General features: G+C 71.1%; 17 protein-coding genes. 9 read left to right on the top strand and 8 right to left on the bottom strand.

Annotated elements, in window-relative coordinates; genetic code table 11:
- Positions 1-250 precede the first annotated feature (250 nt).
- Together ACGFNI_RS13300 and ACGFNI_RS13295 are read left to right on the top strand one after the other, a co-directional pair.
- Positions 251-910, top strand: coding sequence for a TetR/AcrR family transcriptional regulator (locus ACGFNI_RS13300; RefSeq protein ID WP_393683863.1), 660 nt, complete (start codon positions 251-253; stop codon positions 908-910).
- Positions 911-1,061: 151 nt separating this feature from the next.
- Complete coding sequence (locus ACGFNI_RS13295) at positions 1,062-2,606, top strand: MFS transporter (RefSeq protein ID WP_393683349.1); 1,545 nt, start codon at positions 1,062-1,064, stop codon at positions 2,604-2,606.
- 88 nt (positions 2,607-2,694) lie between these two features.
- On the opposite strand, the gene ACGFNI_RS13290 is transcribed toward ACGFNI_RS13295, so the two are convergent.
- Positions 2,695-3,201, bottom strand: coding sequence for a MarR family winged helix-turn-helix transcriptional regulator (locus tag ACGFNI_RS13290; RefSeq protein ID WP_393683347.1), 507 nt, complete (start codon positions 3,199-3,201; stop codon positions 2,695-2,697).
- Between the two features lie 141 nt (positions 3,202-3,342).
- On the opposite strand from ACGFNI_RS13290, the gene ACGFNI_RS13285 reads away from it, so the two are divergent.
- Complete coding sequence (locus ACGFNI_RS13285) at positions 3,343-4,119, top strand: dioxygenase (RefSeq protein WP_393683345.1); 777 nt, start codon at positions 3,343-3,345, stop codon at positions 4,117-4,119.
- 52 nt (positions 4,120-4,171) lie between these two features.
- On the opposite strand, the gene ACGFNI_RS13280 is transcribed toward ACGFNI_RS13285, so the two are convergent.
- The gene (locus ACGFNI_RS13280) at positions 4,172-5,221 is read right to left on the bottom strand and encodes a questin oxidase family protein (protein WP_393683344.1); all 1,050 of its coding nucleotides are present in this window, start codon (positions 5,219-5,221) and stop codon (positions 4,172-4,174) included.
- A 149-nt stretch (positions 5,222-5,370) separates the two neighbouring features.
- Here ACGFNI_RS13280 and ACGFNI_RS13275 point away from each other — a divergent pair, with 149 nt between their 5' ends.
- Together ACGFNI_RS13275 and ACGFNI_RS13270 are read left to right on the top strand one after the other, a co-directional pair.
- Positions 5,371-5,808, top strand: coding sequence for a cupin domain-containing protein (locus ACGFNI_RS13275; protein WP_393683342.1), 438 nt, complete (start codon positions 5,371-5,373; stop codon positions 5,806-5,808).
- Between the two features lie 101 nt (positions 5,809-5,909).
- A complete protein-coding gene (locus ACGFNI_RS13270) occupies positions 5,910-6,512 on the top strand; it encodes a pyridoxamine 5'-phosphate oxidase family protein (RefSeq protein WP_393683340.1) in 603 nt (200 codons plus the stop codon).
- A 78-nt stretch (positions 6,513-6,590) separates the two neighbouring features.
- Here the strand turns inward: ACGFNI_RS13270 and ACGFNI_RS13265 are convergent, their stop codons facing one another.
- Positions 6,591-7,106, bottom strand: coding sequence for a hypothetical protein (locus ACGFNI_RS13265; RefSeq protein WP_393683339.1), 516 nt, complete (start codon positions 7,104-7,106; stop codon positions 6,591-6,593).
- A gap of 131 nt (positions 7,107-7,237) precedes the next feature.
- Positions 7,238-7,870 carry a GNAT family N-acetyltransferase gene (locus tag ACGFNI_RS13260; RefSeq protein ID WP_393683338.1) on the bottom strand — a complete coding sequence of 211 codons (633 nt, stop codon included), beginning with the start codon at positions 7,868-7,870 and terminating at the stop codon, positions 7,238-7,240.
- Positions 7,871-8,053: 183 nt separating this feature from the next.
- Between ACGFNI_RS13260 and ACGFNI_RS13255 the strand changes: the two genes are divergently transcribed.
- The 4 genes from ACGFNI_RS13255 (at position 8,054) to ACGFNI_RS13240 (ending at position 13,287) form a co-directional block, all read left to right on the top strand.
- Entirely contained in the window at positions 8,054-9,055 is a 1,002-nt protein-coding gene (locus ACGFNI_RS13255; RefSeq protein ID WP_393683337.1) for an RNA polymerase sigma factor RpoD/SigA, read from the top strand.
- A gap of 374 nt (positions 9,056-9,429) precedes the next feature.
- Positions 9,430-10,197 carry a DeoR/GlpR family DNA-binding transcription regulator gene (locus ACGFNI_RS13250; protein ID WP_393683336.1) on the top strand — a complete coding sequence of 256 codons (768 nt, stop codon included), beginning with the start codon at positions 9,430-9,432 and terminating at the stop codon, positions 10,195-10,197.
- Entirely contained in the window at positions 10,194-11,141 is a 948-nt protein-coding gene (gene pfkB, locus ACGFNI_RS13245) for a 1-phosphofructokinase (protein ID WP_393683334.1), read from the top strand. The genes ACGFNI_RS13250 and pfkB overlap by 4 nt, the downstream gene beginning before the upstream one ends.
- 106 nt (positions 11,142-11,247) lie before the next feature.
- Positions 11,248-13,287, top strand: a complete 2,040-nt coding sequence (locus tag ACGFNI_RS13240; RefSeq protein ID WP_393683332.1) for a fructose-specific PTS transporter subunit EIIC — start codon at positions 11,248-11,250, stop codon at positions 13,285-13,287.
- 30 nt (positions 13,288-13,317) lie between these two features.
- Here ACGFNI_RS13240 and ACGFNI_RS13235 read toward each other — a convergent pair whose 3' ends face one another.
- The 4 genes from ACGFNI_RS13235 to ACGFNI_RS13220 are packed head-to-tail and all read right to left on the bottom strand — an operon-like array spanning position 13,318 to position 14,930.
- Entirely contained in the window at positions 13,318-13,743 is a 426-nt protein-coding gene (locus tag ACGFNI_RS13235) for a hypothetical protein (protein ID WP_393683331.1), read from the bottom strand.
- A gap of 59 nt (positions 13,744-13,802) precedes the next feature.
- The gene (locus ACGFNI_RS13230) at positions 13,803-14,402 is read right to left on the bottom strand and encodes a hypothetical protein (RefSeq protein WP_393683329.1); all 600 of its coding nucleotides are present in this window, start codon (positions 14,400-14,402) and stop codon (positions 13,803-13,805) included.
- A gap of 15 nt (positions 14,403-14,417) precedes the next feature.
- Positions 14,418-14,549, bottom strand: coding sequence for a hypothetical protein (locus tag ACGFNI_RS13225; RefSeq protein ID WP_393683328.1), 132 nt, complete (start codon positions 14,547-14,549; stop codon positions 14,418-14,420).
- Positions 14,550-14,603: 54 nt separating this feature from the next.
- A complete protein-coding gene (locus ACGFNI_RS13220; RefSeq protein ID WP_393683326.1) occupies positions 14,604-14,930 on the bottom strand; it encodes a type VII secretion target in 327 nt (108 codons plus the stop codon).
- Positions 14,931-14,988 lie beyond the last annotated feature (58 nt).

The following is a 14,988-nucleotide window of genomic DNA, read 5'->3' as shown; positions in this document are numbered from 1 at the left end:
TTCCCCGTTTGGAAGTACGTTGACGCAAAACGGGGAGCGGATCCCCGCTTCGTGGGGGCGAGCCCCCGTCGCGTGGGGAACGGCTCCCCGCCCGGTGGAACGCCGCACGACGTCACGTGACACGAAGCGACCACGACGCGGCCGGCCGGCGGGACGAGGCCGGCGGGCGACGAGTAACGGGAGGAGGGCCGCTGTGACCGCGACCGGAACCAAGGCGAAGCTCCGGCGGAGCGTACGGGCCGCGCGGTCCGTGGCGGCCGGACAGCCCGAGAGGGCCGATGCGGCCGGGCAGCCCCGGCTGCGCGCCGACGCGCAGCGCAACCGCGAGCGGATCATCGCAGCGGCCCGCGAGGCGATGGTCGAGTTCGGGGCCGAGGTCCCGCTCGACGAAGTGGCCCGCCGGGCGGGTGTCGGCAACGCGACGCTCTACCGCCACTTCGCGGACCGCCTGGAGTTGATCCACCACGTCACGCTCTCCGTCATGTACCGCACCGCACAGGCCGCCGAAGGCGCTCTCGCGGAGGAGTCCGACGATCCCTTCCAGGCGCTGCGGTGCTTCGTCCACGCGGCGGTCGAGGAGCGCATAGGCGCCCTGTGTCCGCTGCTCTCGGACGGCGTGGACGTCTCCCATCCCGACCTGATAGCGGCGCGCGAGCGGCTGGAGGCTGCCGTCGAGGCGCTCATGGCCGCCGCGCGCGACAGCGGCCGGCTGCGCACCGACATCGCCGTCGGTGACCTGATGGTCGCCCTCACCCAGCTGACGCGTCCGCTGCCGGGCAGCGTCTGCACCCACTTCGACCGCTTCGTGCACCGGCACCTCCAGCTGTTCCTTGACGGACTGCTGGCGCCCGCACGCTCCGAACTCCCCGGTACCGCCGCCACGTTGGACGATCTCAGGCGCCGGTCGTAAACCCGGGCGGCGCACCGGCAACGGCGCCCGCGTCCGCCCTCGCAACCCCCTCCGCACCACCGGTGCCGCAGCGCAGTGGTCCCGCTGCCCTGTGCCGCCGCCATCCCTGATCAGCTTCATTCGCTCACTGCACCACTAGGTGGATCCCGTCATGCCCGAAAATTCCTCTTACGTCGATCCGCGGCGCTGGAAAGCGCTGATATTCATCGCCCTCGCGCAGCTGATGGTCGTCCTCGACGCGACGATCGTGAACATCGCGCTGCCCTCGGCACAGTCCGACCTGGGCATATCCGACGCCAACCGCCAGTGGGTCATCACCGCCTACGCACTCGCCTTCGGCGGGCTGCTGCTCTTCGGTGGCCGTCTCGCCGACCTGTGGGGCCGCAAGCGGACCTTCACCATCGGGCTGATCGGCTTCGCCATCGCCTCCGCGCTCGGCGGGGCCGCGGCCAACCAGGGCATGCTGATGGGTGCACGGGCGCTCCAGGGCGTCTTCGGCGCGCTGCTGGCGCCGGCCGCGCTGTCCCTGCTCGCGGTGACCTTCACCGAGGCCAAGGAGCGCGCCAAGGCGTTCGGCATCTTCGGTGCGATCGCCGGTGGCGGCGGCGCCGTGGGCCTGATCCTCGGCGGCGTCCTCACCGAGTACATGAACTGGCGCTGGACCTTCTTCGTCAACATCCCGTTCGCGGTGATCGCGGCGGCCGGCGCCATCCTGGTGATCCGTGAGCCCGCGGGCAGCCGCAACCCGTCCCGGCTGGACGTGCCCGGCGTCCTCCTGGCAACCCTCGGCCTGGTCTCGCTGGTCTACGGCTTCACCCGCGCCGAGTCCGACGGCTGGCTGGCCGCCCCGACGCTCGGCCTGTTCGTCGCCGCCGCCGTGCTGCTGCTGGTCTTCGTGCTGGTCGAATCCAAGGTGAAGGCCCCGCTGCTGCCGCTGCGGGTGGTCGCCGAACGCAACCGCGCCGGTGTCTACGCCTCGCTCGGCCTGGCCGTGATCGGGATGTTCGGGCTCTTCCTGTTCCTGACGTACTACCTGCAGATCGTGAAGGGCTACACGCCGGTCATGACCGGCCTGGCGTTCCTCCCGATGATCGTGGGCATGATCACCGGCTCGACGCAGATCGGCGCCCGTCTGATGACCCGGGTGCGCCCGCGGCTCCTGATGGCGCCGGGCTTCACGCTCGCCGCCGCCGGCATGCTGCTGCTCACCCGGATCGACCTCGGCACGTCCTACGCGACGCTGATCCTGCCCGCCTTCCTGATGCTGGGCCTTGGCATGGGTACGGCGTTCATGCCGGCCATGTCGCTGGCCACCCACGGCGTGCAGCCGCGGGACGCCGGTGTGGCGTCCGCGATGGTCAACACCTCGCAGCAGGTGGGCGGCGCGATCGGTACGGCGCTGCTCAACACCATCGCGGCCAGCGCCACCACCACGTACGCCGCCTCACACGCGGCCGGGGCGCGCTCCCTTGAGGTGCTGAAGCTCCAGTCGATGGTGCACGGCTACGCCGCCGCCATCTGGTGGGCGGTCGGCATCCTCGTCCTGGCGGCGCTGATCGCCTTCACCTTCGTCACCACCGGCCACCAGGGTGGCGCTTCACCTGCCGCTTCCGGCGGCGGTGAGGGCGCGAAGGAGTCCGCCGGCGCGCACGAAGGCGAGGGCGACGACCTCCAGATCCCGGTCATGGTGCACTGACGCCTGACCGTACGGGCCGGGCGCCCGGTGGCCGTGACGCGGCGACCGGGCGCTGTGCCACCGAAAGGCGCCGGCCTCCCCTCGCTCCTCAGCGGAGCCAGGGGAGGTCGGCGCCTTTCGGCTGGAGTCCGTCCGCCATGACCCGGCAGATCTCGGCCAGTTGGCCGACCTGCTCGGGCGAGAGGCGGTCGAAGATCGCCCCGCGTACGGCGGCGACGTGGCCGGGGGCGGCCTTTTCCAGGACCCGCAGGCCCTCGTCCGTGAGGAGGGCGAGCTGGCCGCGCTTGTCCGACGGGCAGTTCTCGCGCCGTACCCAGCCGTTCTTCTCCAGGCGGGCGACCGCGTGGGAGAGGCGGGAGCGGGTGATCTTCGCGTTCTGGGCCAGCTCGGTCATCCGCATCCGGCGCCGTGGCGCACGGGACAGCTGAACGAGCAGGCCGTAGTAGACGTGCGGCATCCCGGCGTCGCGCTGGAGCTGGCGGTCGAGGTGATCCTCCAGCAGCGTGGTCGCGTGGAGGTACGACTGCCAGGCGTATTGCTCCTCGTCGTTGAGCCAGCGCGGCTCGGCTGCGGGTTCGGTGCTCATGCCATCCATTCTCGCATCGGCCCCACTGTTCTTGAAGTTTTAACAATGCGGAGATAGGCTGAAAACTATCACTTGAATCTTCAAGTAAGTGTCTCTGCTGATCTTCCCACAGTGACACCAGTGAGATCTGAGATACGTCCGGGAGTGGCGATGTCCGTGATGCCGGCCCTCTACCTCAGCCACGGCGCACCGCCGCTGGCCGACGACGCGCTCTGGCCCGGCCAACTGGCGGCCTGGTCCGCGCAACTGCCGCGCCCCACCGCCGTGCTGATCGTCTCCGCCCACTGGGAGGAGGCCCCGCTCGCCCTCGGTGCCACGGAAACGGTGCCGCTGGTCCACGACTTCTGGGGCTTCCCCGAGCACTACTACCGGGTGCGCTACGCCGCCCCGGGCGCACCGCAGCTCGCCGCACGGATCCGCGCCTTGCTGCGGACCGCGGGCACCCCGGTGCAGGACGTCCCCGACCGCGGCCTCGACCACGGCGCGTACGTCCCGCTCGTCGAGATGTTCCCGCGGGCCGACGTCCCGGTCCTGCAGCTCTCGATGCCCACCCTCGACCCGCACCGCCTCTTCGAGATCGGCCGCAAGCTGGCCCCGCTGCGCGACGAGGGCGTCCTCATCGTCGGCAGCGGCTTCTTCACGCACAATCTGGCCGCCCTGCGGCATCAGGGGCCCGGCGTGCCGTCCTGGTCGGCGGAGTTCGACGACTGGGGGCGGCGGGCCCTGGAGGCGCGTGACCTCGACGCGCTCTTCGACTTCCCGCACAAGGCGCCGGCCGGACGGCTGGCGCACCCGCGCGCCGAACACTTCGCGCCGCTGTTCGTCACGCTCGGCGCCGCGGACGCCCGGGGGCAGCTGGGCGACGGCAGGAGCGTGATCGACGGGTTCTGGATGGGGCTCGCGAAGCGGTCGCTGCAGTTCGGCTGAGGGGGCGGGACGCCCTTCGGGGGAGCCGGTGCGGACCGGTGGCGGGGCGGGGTCAGCCTTCCGGCGGGATCAGGGCCAGGGCGCGGAGGGCGGCTGCCAGGGCGCGGTCGTCCCCTTCGGGTGTCCAGGAGGCCACGTCCAGGGCGGTGTCGGCCAGCTTGATCGCGTGCTCGTCGCCGTGCGCCGTGGCCCGCGCGAAGACCTCGTCAGGGGTCAGCGACCCGGCCCGCAGCGGCGGCAGCGCATCGTCGGGGGAGTAGAGGGAGGTCAGGGCCGCGGACGCCGCCCAGGCTGCGCGCAGCGATGGCGCCCACAGGGGGCGCGGCAGCGCCGGCAGGGTGCGCAGGACGGCGTTCGGCGCGGTCGCCGCGTGCACGAGCAGGACCGCGTCGCCGTGGGCGTAATCGACGTAGCGATGGGTCGACGCCCGGACCACGGCGGCGAGTTGATCCCGGGCCGCCTCCGGGTCCTGCGGCGCCGCGACGGCCTCGGCGGCTGCCGCCCAGCCCGGGGTGCCCGGTAGCTGGGCGAGGCCCTGGAGCGGGCTGACCTGCTGGTCGGCGATGTGCGGGAGGGCGTCGAGCGCGTCGGCCGGGGAGGCGGCGCCGCTCGGCTCGACCGCCACGGGCAAGGTGGTGTGCCGGGCCGCCCAGTAGCCGATCGCGTGCGCGAGTTCGGCGATGCGCGGCTCCTCCTCGCCCTCCTCCAGGAGGGTGCGCACGGCGTGGCCGACCCGGATGACGGGATGGGTGGCCGCGCCCGCGATGCCGGGCAGCAGCCGGGGCCACCACGCGGCGAGCACCTCACGCCAGGGGCGCTCGGCGACGGCGTGGGTGAAGTACGTGGTCCAGTCGGTGACCCGCTGTGGATCGCCCAGCGCCTCCTGCCAGTTGGCTTCGGTGATGCGTTCCCTGGCGCTCGGTACGTCCTCCAGCTTGGCGGAATACAGGTCGAGCCAGCGGTGGACGGTGCGGGACTGCCCGTGCCTGACCAGTGCCTCGACCGCCATGGGGCCGTGGTTGCTCAGATAGCCGCGGAATTCGGGCCCGGTCGCGTGCAGTCGCTCCAGGGCCTCGTCGAGGGTGCCGTTCTGTGTGTCCATGCCGCGAGGCTAGGCCGGGCACAAGCGGTGCGTAACGGGCTGCGGCCCTACTCCGCTGGTCGCAAGGGCGGGGGCCGGAAGGCGGGGATCGGTGGTGCGGAAGACGGCGGCCGGGGGGCGTTGTCAGTGGTGCGTGGCACGCTGAAGTCATGAATGAAGACAGGGCAGTTGACGGGGCGGCCGACGGCGGCGCCCGGCCCGCCGGGGCGACGGACCTGGGCCGGGCCTATGACTCCTTCACCGATACCTGGGCGCCCCGGATCGCGGCCGTGGTCAACGACTACGACGTCAAGATCGCCAAGGTCGAGGGCGCCTATGTCTGGCACGCGCACGCGGACACCGACGAGTTCTTCCTGGTCCTCGCGGGCCGGCTGACGCTGGAGCTGGCGGACCGCGATCCGGTCGTGCTGGGCCCGCAGCAGGTGTTCACGGTGCCGCGCGGGCTGTCGCACCGCCCGGTGGCCGAACCGGGCACCCGCATACTCCTCTTCGAGCCGCAGGGCACGGTCAACTCCGGTGACGCCACGCTGACCGGCGCGGACGCCTGGGTGTGCGCCACGGCGGGGCTGCCGCTGACGGAGGGGTAGGGCGGTCGGCCGGGGCGGGGTCCGTGGGAATCCGTGGAATCCGTGGAATCCGTGGGGAAATCCGGACAGGGGGTGTCGGGTAAGGGCGCGACGGTGGGGCCATGGTGACGAGAAGCGAGAGCGCGGCGAGCGCGGCAGCGGGCATGGCAGCGGGCGGGACGGAGAGGGACGGGGCGAAGAAGGACGGCGCGGGGGAGAGGGGGACGGCCGGTGTCGGCTGGGCGCAAGTGGTGGCGGCGGAGCCGGAGTTCGCCGCTCGGGTGCAGGAGAGGTTCGGCGCGTACACCCACCACGTCCTCGGGACGCTGCGTGCGGACGGATCGCCACGGCTGAGTGGACTGGAGGCCGACTTCCGCCACGGTGAACTGTGGCTCGGCATGATGACCGGTTCGCGCAAGGCCCTCGACCTGCGCCGCGACCCGCGGTTCGCGCTGCACACCAACCCCGGTCCCGGCACGGACCTGGCGGGCGGCGACGTACGGGTGTCGGGACGGGCGGTGGAGGTGCGCGAGGCGGAGGTGCTCAGGCGCTATGCCGACGCGGTGCGGCCACCGGAGCCGTTTCTGCTCTTCAGCGCAGCGGTGACCGAGGTGGTGCGGACCTTCGTCGCGGATCCGTATCTGGTGCTGGAGAGCTGGCGGCCAGGAGGCCCGTTGCGCACCGTGCGGCGGACGAGCACCGATGCGTCGCCGGAGACCGTCTGAGCACCTGACCGACCGTGCCGGGCGCGCTCCACCGAGCGGGACGCGGTGGACGCCCCGCTCGGTGCGTGCCAGTGCGTGTCAGTGCGCGCCGTGGGGTCTGTGGTGCGTGCGCGGCCGGTGCAGGCCGTGGGGCTCGCGTACGCGATGGGTGCGGAAGACGTAGAGGGAGACGAGGCCCATGATGATGCCCATGACGAGGCCCCAGGCGCTCGATTTGAGGACCGAAGGGCCGCTGAGGCTGTAGAGCCAGCCCATCGAGACGCCGAACAGCGCGCCGTAGGCCAGCGCCCTGGTGTCGGTGATCATGGAGGACTGGAAGTGCACGAGCAGCAGCCCCAGCGCCCCGGAGACCACGGCCGCGATCAGCCCGAGCAGGGCCGCCTGGCCGCCCTTCGCGCCGCTGGTGTGGTCGATCCAGATCGTGTAGCAGCCGAACCCGAGCGCGGCGATCACGGGAAGCGCCACGGTTGCCGGGATACGCCGCGCCGTTCCGGAACGCGCCGGTGGCGCCGACGAGGTGGCGCCGTGTTCCGCTTCGACCACGCCGTGTGAACGGACGGCCCGCGCCCCGTGGCGCAGAGCGTGCTTGTCCATGACGGGCTCCTCTCGCTTGCCCTCTGTCCAGGCGACACCCGCACACCGCCCGCGTCAACCGGAGCGCCCGGAGGGCGAATCGCCCGCCCTGCGCACCGCCCACCGACGGCAGGACCTGTCACGTCACCCCCTCAACCCCGCGCCCTCCCCAGGTCCTTCTGATACCAGGCGACGTCCCAGTAGCGGCCGAATTTGCGGCCGACCTCGGTGTACGTACCGATGTGACGGAAGCCGAACCGGGTGTGCAGGCGGGTCGACGCCGCGTTGGGCTGCGCGATCCCGGCGTACGCGCGATGGACGTCCTCATCGGCCAGCGCCGCGAACAGCGCCCGGTAGAGCAGGGTGCCGATGCCGCGGCCCGCCGCGTGCGGCGCGCAGTAGACCGTGACCTCGACGGAGGTGGCGTACGCGGCCTTCGGGCGGAACGGGCTGCTGGTCGCATACCCGAGCAGGGCGCCCCGCGCCGCGCCCGCCGCCGCGCCGTCTGCCCCGGCCGTCGCCGTCCCATCCCCCGCTCCGTCCGCCCCGGTGTGCCGGAATTTCCACCGATCTGTCGTATCCGGCTCCTGCTGGGCAACCAGGAGCCGGTGCGGGCCGTCTTCGGGGTGGGAGAGCAGCCACGGGCGGCGCTGCTCCGGGGTGAACGGCTCCGTGTCGAATGTGAGGGCCGTCTCACGTACGTAGTGGTTGTACAGCTCGGTGAGGGCGGTGATGTCCGCCTCGGCACCGGCCCTGACCTGCACTTCCCTGCTTATCGGCAGCATTCGGCCTCCCTGGGTGGGGGCGCAGGGTACTGCATGATCAGAAAAAAGAGGCACGGCATGGGAATTCTGTCCGGATTCCAGCCGTTGTTTCCTTCGGATGGAGGTACTCGGCCGCGGCCGGGCTCGCTGCGTCCACGTCCCGCGAACGACTCATTACCGACTCATCGCAAAGGGAGCATACGCATGGCAACCCGTGCCGTCGCCCGCCGTCAGACCACCAAGAGTGGCGCTGACGGGGCCAGCAGTGTTCGCGCTGTAGGCGGGGAGATCGCCGACCGCGACCTGGTCGGCATGTACCTCGATGAAATCGCGCGTACGCCCCTGCTCGACGCCGCCAAGGAAGTCGAGCTGTCCCAGACCATCGAGGCCGGTGTGTACGCCCGGCAGATCCTCGACGGGGTCGTCGCCGACGGCAATGCCGCGGGCGCGGACCGCGAGGAGCTGGCGGCGCTGGTCGCGGAGAGCGAGAAGGCCAAGGACGTCTTCATCCGGTCCAACCTGCGGCTCGTCGTCGCGGTGGCCCGCCGCTACCCGCGTGCCGGGCTCCCGCTTCTGGACCTGATCCAGGAGGGCAACGCCGGTCTGGTGCGTGCCGTGGAGAAGTTCGACTACGCCAAGGGTTTCAAGTTCTCGACGTACGCGACGTGGTGGATCCGTCAGGCCATCACGCGCTCCATCGCCGACCAGTCGCGCACGATCCGGCTGCCCGTGCACCTCGTCGAGGAGCTGGGGCGCATCCGCAGGGTCCAGCGCGAGTTCAACCGCGAGAACGGCCGTGACCCGGAGCCGGCGGAGGTCGCCGCCGAGCTGGGCTCCACCCCCGCGCGCGTCACCGACGTGCTGGACTGGGCGCGCGACCCGGTCAGCCTGAACATGTCGGTGGACGACGACGGCGACACCCAGTTCGGTGACCTCCTGGAGGACACCTCCGCGGCTTCGCCCGAGCAGTCCGTGCTCTCGCTGTTGCGCAGTGAGGAACTGGAGGACCTCATCGACCGCCTCGACCACCGCACCGCCTCGATCATCAAGGCCCGTTACGGCATCGAGGACGGCCGCGAGCGCACGCTGACCGAGGTCGGCAAGCAGCACGGCCTGACCCGCGAGCGGATCCGTCAGATCGAGAAGCACGCGCTGCTGGAGCTGAAGCGGATGGCGCGCGACACCGGATTCGACGCGGCGGCCTGATCCCTGGGGGCGTGCAGTCCCCGGGGCCGCAGTCCCCGTAGAGGCCCGCGTCCCAGAGCCGGCCCCGACCCGGCCTCGATCCGGTCCCCGTTCCCCCGTTCCCCAAGCCCCGGTGCCGAGAGGTGTCGGGGCTTCTTCGTGCGCTTCTTCGTGCGCTTCTTCGTGCCTGCGCGGCGCCTTGCCGATCCGCGCCCCGACACCGTGCCGATTCGCGCCCCCAGCGCCGTACCGACTCGCGCCCGTGACGCCCCGCCGACGGCCCCGCGATGTCCACTTGAGTCCGCCCATTGCCCGTTCCTGTTTACTTCACTGAAGGGCGGGCGTAGCCTGCCGCTGAAACCACAGAGTCGGGCAGGGAACGGACACGCACGCAGATGTACGCAGCTGAGCGCCAGCAAGAGATCCTGCGCCTCGCCCGGGAGGCCGGGCGGGTCGACGTGCTGTCCCTCGCGGAGCATTTCCAGGTCACCGCCGAGACCGTACGGCGCGACCTGAAGGCCCTGGACCGGGCCGGTCTGGTCCGCAGGGTGCACGGCGGCGCCATTCCGGCCGGCCGGCTGGATTTCGAGCCCGACCTCGCCGAGCGGGACGCGGTGGCCGCCGACGAGAAGGTGCGCATCGCGCGGGCCGCACTCGCCGAGCTGCCCGGTGGCGGCTCCGGAAGCGTCATCATCGACGCCGGCACGACCGCGGCACGGCTCGCCGCCGAGATCCCGCTGGACGCCGAACTGACCGTGGTCACGCACGGCCTGCCGGTCGCCGCCCGGCTCGCCGACCACCCGGGGCTGACCCTGCATCTCGTCGGCGGCCGGATCCGGCAGCGGACCCGCGCCGCGGTCGACGACTGGGCACTGCGCGCCTACCGCGAGATCAACGCCGACGTGCTGTTCCTCGCGACCAACGGCTTCTCGCTCGACGGCGGCCTGACCACCCCCGACCTCGCGGAAGCCGCCGTGAAGCGGGCGCTGATCGCCGCCGCCCGCCGGGTCGTCCTGCTCGCCGACTCCGCCAAGTTCGGGCAGCAGCAGTTCGCCCGCTTCGGCGCGCTGTCGGACGTGGACCTGCTGATCACCGACACCGGGCTCAGCCCCGACGACGCCCACGCCATCGAACGCGCGGGCACGGAAGTGGTGCGCGCATGATCCTCACCGTCACCCCCAACCCCAGCCTGGACCGCACGTACGAGATCCCGGCGCTGGACCGCGGGGCCGTGCTCCGGGCCACCGCCGACCGGATCGACCCGGGCGGCAAGGGCGTGAACGTCTCGCGCGCGGTCGCAGCCGCCGGGCGGCGCACCCTCGCGCTGCTGCCGGTCGGCGGCGCCGCCGGTGCCGCGCTCGCCGCGCTCCTGGAGGCCGACGGCATCGAGGTGGCGGGTGTCCCGGTGGCCGGGCAGACCCGCTCCAACATCTCCGTCGCGGAGCCCGACGGCACCCTGACGAAGATCAACGCGGCGGGGCCCGAGCTGTCCGCCGCCGAGTCCGACGCGCTGCTCGCCGCGGTCGGCGAACGCTCCGCCGGCGCCGACTGGATCGCCTGCTGCGGCAGCCTGCCGCGCGGCCTGGCACCCGAGTGGTACGCCGAACTGGTCGCCCGCGCCCACCGGGCCGGCACCCGGATCGCGCTGGACACCTCGGGCCCGTCGCTGACGGCGGCGCTGCGCGAGCGTCCCGACGTCGTCAAGCCGAACGCCGAGGAGCTGGCGCAGGCCGTGGGACGCCCGCTGGCCACGGTCGGCGACGCCGCCGATGCCGCGGCCGAACTCCGCTCCCGGGGTGCCCGCGCCGTGCTGGCCTCGCTCGGCGCGGACGGCCAGCTGCTGGTCGACGACGGAGGCGCGTACTTCGGCAGCGCGCCGGTCGCCGCCGTCCGCAGCAATGTCGGGGCGGGCGACGCCTCGCTGGCCGGGTTCCTCGGGGCGGGCGGCACGGGCGTGGCGGCCCTGGCGGCGGCGGTGGCCCACGGCGCGGCTGCCGTGCAGCTGCCTGGCAGCCTGATGCCGGCGCCGTCGGACCTCGATCCGGCGGCGGTCACCACGACCGGCGACGTCCCCCTGGACCGCCGGCTCACGGAGCCCGTGCCGTGACCTGCCACCCGCGCCCCGGGCCCGGCCCCGTACGGACGCGCCGCAGCCTCTTCCCCTCCTCCGTCCTCACCGCCGCCCGGCGGTACCGCGCGCAAGGGAGCCCGCGATGAGTGAGCTGATCACTGCGGAACTGGTCGACCTCGACCTGTCCGCCGATACGAAGGACGCCGCCGCTCGTTCGCTGGCCGAACGGATGGCCGCGGCCGGACGCGTCACCGACCTGGAAGGCTTCCTCGCGGACGTGGCCGCGCGCGAGGCGCAGATGCCCACCGGCCTCGACGGCGGCATCGGTATTCCGCACTGCCGCAGCGCGCATGTCACGGAGCCGACGCTGGCGTTCGGACGCAGCGCGGCAGGCATCGACTTCGGTGCCGCGGACGGCCCCGCCGACCTGGTCTTCCTGATCGCCGCGCCGGCCGGCGGCGACGCCGATCACCTGTCGATCCTCTCGTCCCTCGCCCGCCACCTGATGGACGCGTCCTTCACCGGCGCCCTGCGCGCGACGGCGGAACCGGAGCGCGCCGCCGCCCTGATCCGTGGCGAGGAGCCGGGGGAGGGGACGGGGGAGGGGACGCAACTGCCCGCGCCCGCACCGGAGTCCGCCCCTGAACCCGAGGCCGAGGCCGAGACCGCTGCCGAGGGCCCGGCCCCCGCCTCCCCCACCCCCTTCCGTATCGTCGCCGTCACCTCCTGCCCCACCGGCATCGCGCACACCTACATGGCCGCCGAATCGCTGGCGAAGGCAGGTGCGGCGGCTGGCGTCGAGCTGACCGTCGAGACCCAGGGCTCGGCGGGCTTCGTGAAGCTGGATCCGCAGGTCGTGGCGGATGCCGACGCGGTGATCTTCGCGCACGACGTCGAGGTGCGGGACCGGGAGCGGTTCGCCGGGAAGCCGGCCGTCGACGTCGGCGTGAAGGCGGGCATCAACCGCCCCGCCGAACTCATCGCCGAGGCACGGGAGAAGGCGGCCCACGGCGGGCCCGGCGCCCCGGTGCGGCCCGCCGCACCGATGGACAGGGACGGCGACGGCACGGACGGCTTCGCGACCCGCCTCCGCAAATGGCTGATGACCGGCGTCAGTTACATGGTCCCCTTCGTCGCAGCCGGTGGTCTCCTCATGGCCCTCGCCTTCGCGATCGGCGGCTACACCGTCAACAAGGCGCCGTCCGTCGCCGACCACTTCCTGTGGACCGAGTCCGCCAGCTGGGCCGCGCTGCTCTTTCAGATAGGCAGCACCGCGTTCGGCTTCCTCGTCCCGGTCCTGGCCGGGTTCATCGCGTACGGCATGGCGGACCGGCCCGGCCTGGTGCCCGGCTTCGTCGGCGGCGCCCTCGCGCTCACCGTCGACGCGGGCTTCCTCGGCGGCCTGATCGCGGGCCTGCTCGCGGGCGGCGTGGTGCGGGCGATCCAGCGGATCCGCGTCCCGGCACCGCTGCGCGGCATCATGCCCGTCGTCGTCATTCCGCTCCTCTCGTCGGCGATCGTCGGGTTCCTGATGTTCCTGGTGATCGGCAAGCCGGTCGCGGCGCTCCAAAAGGGCCTGACCGACTGGCTGTCGGGCCTGTCGGGCGCCAACGCGGTCATCCTCGGCGTCCTGCTCGGCCTGATGATGTGCTTCGACCTCGGGGGCCCGCTCAACAAGGTCGCCTACGCCTTCGCCGTCGGCGGCCTGGCCAACCCCAACGAGGGCAGCCTGAAGGTGATGGCCGCGGTGATGGCGGCAGGTATGGTCCCGCCGCTGGCGATGGCGCTGGCCACCACCGTCCGCGGGCGGCTGTTCACCACGACCGAACGGGAGAACGGCAAGGCGGCGTGGGTGCTCGGCGCTTCCTTCATCACCGAGGGCGCCATCCCCTTCGCAGCGGCCGACCCGCTCCGCGTCATCCCGTCGGCGATGGCGGGCGGCGCGGTCACCGGCGCCCTCTCGATGGCCTTCGGCTGCACCCTCCGCGCCCCGCACGGCGGCATCTTCGTCGTCCCGCTGATCGGACAGCCGCTCCTCTATCTGCTGGCCATCGCGGCGGGCACCGGCGTCAGCACCGCCCTGGTCATCCTCCTCAAGGGCCTCCGCAAGCCGGACACCCGCAGTCCCGCCCCGTCCGAACGCCCCGCCGACCGGACGAACGAGGCGCCTGCCGCGGTCTGATGGCGGTGTGCGGACGGCCCTGTCGGGGTGTCAGCCCCGCGCGCTGTGCCGGGGCGGTGTCGTGCCTGTCCGGGCGGCTGTGTCCCGTTCCGCCACGATTTCCCGGCGCTGTTCATCGAGATACGCGTTCGCTGCGCGTTCCGCCGTCCACTTGTCGTTCTCCGACATTGTGTCCCAGCTCCCCTGAAAGCTCTCGAACCGCAGGACGAGAGATTCGTCCTGCGGGGCGTCCCTGACGGCGTCTTGGATGCTGCTCCGCCCGGACATGACGTCCCTGGCCAACTGGGTCAGAGGGTCTTTGGTGTCTCCCTCCGCCAGGTTCTGCATCATCTTCCGGAGCATTCTCGCCTTGGCCTCGTCCTTGGCCAGGCTCATGAATTCCTCGTCGCCCACTTCGCGCTTGCTGTCGCCTTCTCGCACCGGTTTTCCTGTTCTCCTCTGAAGCATGTCCGGCACCTGTTCATGGTGCCGTCATTCCGGCCCTGCTGCCCGGATGGCGGGACTTTGTGTACGGCCTAAGCCACCGGGCTGTTGTAGGCACTCCCCGGCAGGGGGAAGGCGATGGTCTTGCTCTCAATGGATGCGGTGATCCCGCTGACGATTCCCACGGATCCGTTGATGGCGGTCTGGAGCGCACTGATGGTCGTGGTGAGCTTGGACCACATATTGATCATGGCAATGACCTCCCCTGCCACAGCGCCCGCGGCGATGGCGGGACCGAAGAGGGTGAAGCTGGTCGATGCGCCGGCCAGCGCCGTCAAACCGACCATGGCCGCGGTGTCCAGAATGCCGCTGAGCAGGTCGCCGCATGCTTCGGCCGCGTTCCAGACCTCTTGGTAGGTCTTCTCGTAGTTCTTCTGCAGCGCGACGAAGGATTCCTTCATCTCGGCGAGATCCTTGGCCAGGGTGTCGAAGTAGATGTATGCGGCGTCCGCGGCGTTCCCGTTCCAGCTGGAGTCCAACGCCTTGTTTCCGGTCTTGATGTTCTGCGAGAGGTCTTCACAGAAATCACCGAGCGCCTTCCATGCCTTGGCGCACTGTGCATATTCGACCCAGTCGCCCGCGATCAGCTTCTTCGCCTCGTCGACCGGGTTGAAATCGAAGGCGATCTCCAACCCTTTGCTGATGATCTAGGACGGACTCAGTACATCGCCGAACGACAACAAGTCTTTTACGATGCCACCGTCCGGCTCTTCCTTGTCAGCGTCCACCTGTGGAGCGACCAGACGTTTGGTCGGGCTCGTCACGTCGGAGAATCCCATATTTCTGTTCCTTCGTCGCGTCATGGCCCGGAAGTTCACGGCCTGACCTTTGGGCTATCGCTTGGATGCTGGGTACGACGCATCCATTTTTCGCGACTCGTCATGATCAGTTACGTCATAGTGCTTCGCCGAGCTAATCAATTCCGCCGACGAGGTGGTCAGGATTCTGTGCAACGCTTTCATGGTGTTCTGGACGCGACCTACGACGTCTTCGTGCCCGCCGCCCCACAGTTGGGCTACGGTCGAAATGGGGCCGACGTCGGAGGCGAGCATTTCGCACGACTTTTTGACGTAGTCCCGCGCATCCTCCACGTCGGCGGCTGCCCTTTTCATTTGCTCGCCAAAAGATTTCACATCGTCCGGATCAACCGAAAAACTCACTCTTGCCCCTTTGGGTAGCTATTGACTCGATCATTACCCGGTGTTATTTTGCGGCGGT

It is taken from the genome of Streptomyces sp. NPDC048644 (assembly GCF_043199105.1).
Taxonomy (GTDB): domain Bacteria; phylum Actinomycetota; class Actinomycetes; order Streptomycetales; family Streptomycetaceae; genus Streptomyces.
This window is presented reverse-complemented; position numbering and strand designations above follow the sequence as displayed.

Bases quoted from the DNA above. Each gene is read 5' to 3' on its own strand.
- ACGFNI_RS13295 (WP_393683349.1), top strand. From the start codon at position 1,062: ATGCCCGAAAATTCCTCTTACGTCGATCCGCGGCGCTGGAAAGCGCTG.
- ACGFNI_RS13290 (WP_393683347.1), bottom strand. From the start codon at position 3,201: ATGGATGGCATGAGCACCGAACCCGCAGCCGAGCCGCGCTGGCTCAAC.
- ACGFNI_RS13285 (WP_393683345.1), top strand. From the start codon at position 3,343: ATGTCCGTGATGCCGGCCCTCTACCTCAGCCACGGCGCACCGCCGCTG.
- ACGFNI_RS13280 (WP_393683344.1), bottom strand. From the start codon at position 5,221: ATGGACACACAGAACGGCACCCTCGACGAGGCCCTGGAGCGACTGCAC.
- ACGFNI_RS13275 (WP_393683342.1), top strand. From the start codon at position 5,371: ATGAATGAAGACAGGGCAGTTGACGGGGCGGCCGACGGCGGCGCCCGG.
- ACGFNI_RS13270 (WP_393683340.1), top strand. From the start codon at position 5,910: ATGGTGACGAGAAGCGAGAGCGCGGCGAGCGCGGCAGCGGGCATGGCA.
- ACGFNI_RS13265 (WP_393683339.1), bottom strand. From the start codon at position 7,106: ATGGACAAGCACGCTCTGCGCCACGGGGCGCGGGCCGTCCGTTCACAC.
- ACGFNI_RS13260 (WP_393683338.1), bottom strand. From the start codon at position 7,870: ATGCTGCCGATAAGCAGGGAAGTGCAGGTCAGGGCCGGTGCCGAGGCG.
- ACGFNI_RS13255 (WP_393683337.1), top strand. From the start codon at position 8,054: ATGGCAACCCGTGCCGTCGCCCGCCGTCAGACCACCAAGAGTGGCGCT.
- ACGFNI_RS13250 (WP_393683336.1), top strand. From the start codon at position 9,430: ATGTACGCAGCTGAGCGCCAGCAAGAGATCCTGCGCCTCGCCCGGGAG.
- pfkB (WP_393683334.1), top strand. From the start codon at position 10,194: ATGATCCTCACCGTCACCCCCAACCCCAGCCTGGACCGCACGTACGAG.
- ACGFNI_RS13240 (WP_393683332.1), top strand. From the start codon at position 11,248: ATGAGTGAGCTGATCACTGCGGAACTGGTCGACCTCGACCTGTCCGCC.
- ACGFNI_RS13225 (WP_393683328.1), bottom strand. From the start codon at position 14,549: ATGGGATTCTCCGACGTGACGAGCCCGACCAAACGTCTGGTCGCTCCA.